This window comes from Idiomarina sp. UBA4206 (assembly GCF_002383015.1).
Taxonomy (GTDB): Bacteria; Pseudomonadota; Gammaproteobacteria; order Enterobacterales; family Alteromonadaceae; genus Idiomarina; species Idiomarina abyssalis.
Map to the genome: position 1 here is coordinate 41,095 of NZ_DFTS01000019.1, position 4,735 is coordinate 45,829.

Genomic DNA, 4,735 nt, shown 5'->3' on the forward strand with positions numbered 1-4,735 from the left:
CAAACCATAGGCCCGATAGTCAGGTTAGGGACATAATGATTATCCATAACGTCAAAATGTACAACATCGGCACCTGCACTTAATACCGCATCTACCTCTTCACCTAAACGGGCGAAGTCTGCCGACAGTATAGATGGCGCAATTAGTGGTTTCATCGTTCGTTTTCCCGACCTTGATTAAAAAAGAGCGTTATTGTAGCAGTTAACCCCGGACAAAAAAATTCGCATCGATGACTAGAATTTTTACAAAATCGCTGATAAATTGGTCAATCTAGATTTTGGAGAGGCTTTATGCGACTACTCACAATGATTACTTCACTGGCATTAGCTGCGTTTACCGCATTTGCTTTGGTGAGCCCGTCGTCTCTTATGGCCCAACAAAATGCTACCCAAAAATGCCAACAACTTATGACTGAATCCGAACAAAACAGTAATTCAACTCAGTGCCAATTAGCAGCAGAGCAAGTTACCTGGTTTAGTTGGTTAACCGGTGACAGTCGTTCGGTACAGTTCCACTTTTTCGATTTGGTTGAGTTAATCTCAAGCTCAAGCGATAGCAGCAAAAAACGTTACCAAAACGAATACACCGATTAATGTCAGATTCTTCCGATAACAAAGCACCTAAGCTCGGCATTGTCAGTATGGTTGTAAGTGTCCTGGCTGCGTTTCTGGGTGTGCAAACTGAAAAAAACCGCCAACGCGACTTCCAGCACGGAAGCCCCAAAGCCTACATAATCATTGGCGTTATTCTTACCATTTTGTTTGTACTTGGTTTAGTTGGCCTCGTTAATATTGTGATGGCGAACGTAGCCTGACGTAAATAACACCAGGCTACGGCATGACACTTCATTTACGCAGCTTTAATGCCGCTATGTCTTAGCAACGGTTCCACGCTAGGCTCACGCCCCCTGAATTCCTGGAATAAGTCTCCGGCTTTACGGCTACCACCGCGCTCCAGAATAACTTGCAGGAAGTCACGCCCGGTTGCGGCACTGAAAATACCTTCTTCTTCAAAGCGTGCGAATGCATCTGACGACAATACTTCCGCCCATTTGTAGCTGTAGTACCCCGCAGCATAACCACCGGCAAAGATATGACCAAAGCTGTGCTGGAACCGATTGTACTCCGGCGGAATACGTACTGAGGTCTGCTCGCGAACTTCACTCAAAATTTCGCTAATACGTGCGCCTTTGCTTTCATCAAACTCGTGGTGAATACGCATATCAAACAGCGAAAACTCTAACTGACGCATCATTTGCATCGCCGACTGGTAGTTACGTGCCGCCAGCATTTTATCCAGCAGTTCCTGTGGTAATGGTTCGCCGGTTTCATAATGACCAGAAATAAGCGCCAATGCCTCCGGCTCCCAACACCAGTTCTCTAAAAACTGACTTGGCAGCTCTACGGCATCCCATTCAACACCGTTAATACCAGAAAGCCCTGCCGTATCGACCTGTGTCAGCATATGGTGTAGACCATGGCCAAACTCGTGGAATAACGTCAGTACTTCGTCGTGAGTAAAGAGCGCAGGCTTACCACCCACTGGTTTACTGAAGTTACAGGTTAAAAACGCCACCGGGTTTTGTAGCTCACCGTCGGCATGAACCCGACGCCCAACAAAGTCCGCCATCCAGGCGCCGCCGCGTTTACCCTGGCGGGCATACAAGTCTAAATAAAAGCTGCCACGCAAGTGACCATCGGCGTCATGAATGCGGAAAAAGCGCACATTCTCATGCCAGGTTTTTATGTCTTTTTGCTCGCTAACCGTCATGCCAAACAGGCGCTTAACCACTTCAAACAAGCCATTTAACACTTGCTGTTCCGGGAAGTACGGGCGCAGTAATTCATCGGAAATGGAATAACGCTGTTGCTTCAGTTGCTCACTGAAATACGGCACATCCCAGGCTTCCATTTTCTCAACGCCTTGCTCTTTGGCAAAGGCTTCCACCTCGGCGTATTCTTCTTTTGCCTGCGACACCGACTTGTCAGCTAAGTCTTTCACAAAGCCCAGCACTTGCTCGGATGACTCCGCCATTTTCGTTGCTAACGACATTTCGGCGTAGTCATTAAAGCCAAGCAACTTAGCCATTTCATGGCGCAAAGCCAGGGTCTCATCCATCACTGCCGAGTTATCAAACTTACCACCGTTAGGCCCAGTTTCTGACGCTCGGGTTACAAATGCCTGATACATGTCCTTGCGAAGCTCCCGGTCTTCGGCATACAGCATCACTGGCAGGTAACTGGGGATATCCAGGGTAAATAACCAACCTTCTTTTTCCTGATCGGCCGCTGTTTCTTTCGCCGCTTCTTTAATGCTGTCAGGCAGTCCGGCTAAGCGACTTTCGTCCGTAATTAAGCAAGTCCAGGCGTGAGTCGCATCCAGCAAGTTGTTGCTGAACGTCGACGACAAGTCAGATAGGCGAGAAGAAATTTCAGCGTAGCGTTTCTTTTTGTCCGCGGGTAAATCGACACCCGACAAACGAAAGTCACGCAAGGTATCGTTAATGAGCTTCTGCTGAGCTTCGGTCAGTTCGGCAAATTCATCACTGTTACGCAGCGTTTCGTAGGCATCAAACAAGCCTTTGTGCTGACCAACATAAGTTGCATAGTCAGACAACAACGGCAGGCAGCTGTCATGGGCTTCACGCAACTCAGGCGTGCTGACAACCGAGTTTAAATGCGACACCGGCGCCCACACGTGCTCTAACTTTTCATCAGCGTCGGTTAAAGGCTCAATTAAGCCGTTCCAGCTGAAATCTCCTCTCGCAAGCACGTCATCAATTGTCTGCCGGGCATGCTCTATGCACTCTTTCAAAGCTGGCTGAATGTGCTCAGGTTTAATTTGCTCAAAGTCAGGAAGCTGGCTCTGTTCTAATAACGGATTACGGCTCATTGTTACCTCAATTTTTTCAAAATGCTTACAGTGGATATTGGGGCTTTAGGCTAGTCTTCAACCACGCTTATGTGGTTTCCTGCGTTTTTTACGGTATTATCAAATCGTTAATAAATCAGAATAAAGGTAAATGTCATGTCTGACACCTCTTTTCGCTCTTTGCGTTTAATGGCAGCAGTTACGGCCATTATCACCTTAAGTGCCTGTAGTAACCTGGGTAGTACACAACCAGACGATGAATCTAAACCGGCTGAAGTTACCGGCACTAACCAGCTAACACCTGAAAAGATCTTTGCCAGCGACATCTTTAGCATTGATCGCCCCGCCCCTACGCGTTGGCTGGAAGACGGCTCAGGTTACACCACCCTGGAACAATCTGATTCAGCCGATGGTCGCGATATTGTGCGCTATCATCCGGAGACTAACGAACGCACTGTGTTAGTCAGCGCCGAACAGCTTACGCCACAGGGTAGAGATAAAGCACTGCATATTGCTGACTACGTCTGGTCCGACGATGGCGACAAAGTATTAATTTTCACCAATACAAAACGCTCATGGCGTACTCACACTTTAGGCGATTACTGGGTACTAGACCGCAGCAACAACGAACTGCGAAAGCTCGGCGGTAATGCTCCCGAGTCGACCCTTCAGTTTGCCAAGTTTAACCCGCAGGGCACCAAAGTCGCCTATGTGATGCAGAACAACATTTACGTGCAGAACCTTCACAGCTTTACAATTAATGCCCTGACCAGTGACGGTAACGAAACCATTGTAAACGGCACCTTTGACTGGGTGAATGAAGAGGAATTCTTCCTGCGTGACGGTTTCCGCTGGAGCCCCAATGGCAAGCACATTGCTTATTGGCAGCTGGACACAGAGGGTACGCCGGTATTCACCATGATTAATAACACCGACGAGCTGTACCCTACGCTTAAAGAATTTCCTTACCCGAAAGTGGGTGAAACCAACGCAGCCATGCGCATTGGCGTTATGCCAGCCAGCGGCGGTAAAACTCAGTGGATGGATATTCCAGGTGATCCGCGTCAACATTACCTGGTGCGTATGAACTGGGCCGGGAACAGCGAGCAGCTGTTAATTCAGCAACTGACTCGCAAACAACACATTAACCGCGCTTTTATCAGCGATATTGAAACCGGTCGTAGTCAGGAGCTGTTACGCGAAAGCACCGCCTCGTGGGCCGAGTATGTAGACGACATTCACTTTTTAAATGATGGTCGCGAATTTACCTGGCTAAGCGAGCGCAGTGGTTACCGCCATATTTACCGTGTGCAACGCGACTCGGGCAGAACCACCGCCGTTACCCGCGGTAACTGGGACGTTGTTGAAGTGCTGCGTGTCAACGAAGATAACGGTTGGATCTACTTTATTGCGTCACCTGAAACACCGTTAGAGCGTTATTTGTTCCGCGCCAGCCTAGACGGCAGTGGTCGCTTAGAACGTCTGACGCCAGATATGGAAGGTACTCACAGCTACAGTATTTCGCAAGACGCCAAATACGCAGAGCACACCTTTCACTCTGTGAATCAGGTGCCTGTAACCAAGATGATTTCTTTGCCAGACCATAAGGTTATTCGTACGGTCGTCGATAACACTGACGCCCAAAAAGCGGTTGAAAACGTCGAGAAACAACCGGTTGAGTTTTTCCGTGTTGAGGCGCGCGACGGCCTTGAACTGGATGGCTACATCATGAAGCCAACCGACTTTGACCCGAGCAAAGAATATCCTATTTTGTTCTACGTTTACGGCGAACCCTGGGGGCAGACTGTGGCCAATAAATGGGGTGGCTCGTTGTATTTGTGGCACACCATGCTGACACAACAGG

Annotated in this window: 4 protein-coding genes and 1 pseudogene; 3 read left to right on the forward strand and 2 right to left on the reverse strand. The window is 48.5% G+C overall.

Translation table 11 applies throughout. The features are described 5' to 3' along the window. Nucleotides 1-155 (reverse strand): annotated as a pseudogene (locus tag B3180_RS04105) (ribulose-phosphate 3-epimerase); the annotation flags it as partial. A gap of 135 nt (nucleotides 156-290) precedes the next feature. Here B3180_RS04105 and B3180_RS04110 point away from each other — a divergent pair. Then, nucleotides 291-593, forward strand: a complete 303-nt coding sequence (locus B3180_RS04110) for a hypothetical protein (RefSeq protein ID WP_054490202.1) — start codon at nucleotides 291-293, stop codon at nucleotides 591-593. Then, the gene (locus B3180_RS04115) at nucleotides 593-814 is read left to right on the forward strand and encodes a DUF2970 domain-containing protein (RefSeq protein WP_054490200.1); all 222 of its coding nucleotides are present in this window, start codon (nucleotides 593-595) and stop codon (nucleotides 812-814) included. The genes B3180_RS04110 and B3180_RS04115 overlap by 1 nt, the downstream gene beginning before the upstream one ends. Before the next feature lie 35 nt (nucleotides 815-849). Here B3180_RS04115 and prlC read toward each other — a convergent pair whose 3' ends face one another. Continuing rightward, nucleotides 850-2,892: an oligopeptidase A gene (prlC, locus tag B3180_RS04120; protein ID WP_278358854.1), complete on the reverse strand. Its 2,043-nt coding sequence runs from the start codon at nucleotides 2,890-2,892 to the stop codon at nucleotides 850-852. A 135-nt stretch (nucleotides 2,893-3,027) separates the two neighbouring features. Here prlC and B3180_RS04125 point away from each other — a divergent pair. After that, nucleotides 3,028-4,735 (forward strand): S9 family peptidase (locus B3180_RS04125; RefSeq protein WP_286843205.1); only part of this gene is annotated, 1,708 nt, incomplete at its 3' end.

What these genes read in the sequence shown, in the direction of transcription:
- prlC (WP_278358854.1), bottom strand. Translation starts at nt 2,892, where the DNA reads ATGAGCCGTAATCCGTTATTAGAACAGAGCCAGCTTCCTGACTTTGAG.
- B3180_RS04110 (WP_054490202.1), top strand. Translation starts at nt 291, where the DNA reads ATGCGACTACTCACAATGATTACTTCACTGGCATTAGCTGCGTTTACC.
- B3180_RS04115 (WP_054490200.1), top strand. Translation starts at nt 593, where the DNA reads ATGTCAGATTCTTCCGATAACAAAGCACCTAAGCTCGGCATTGTCAGT.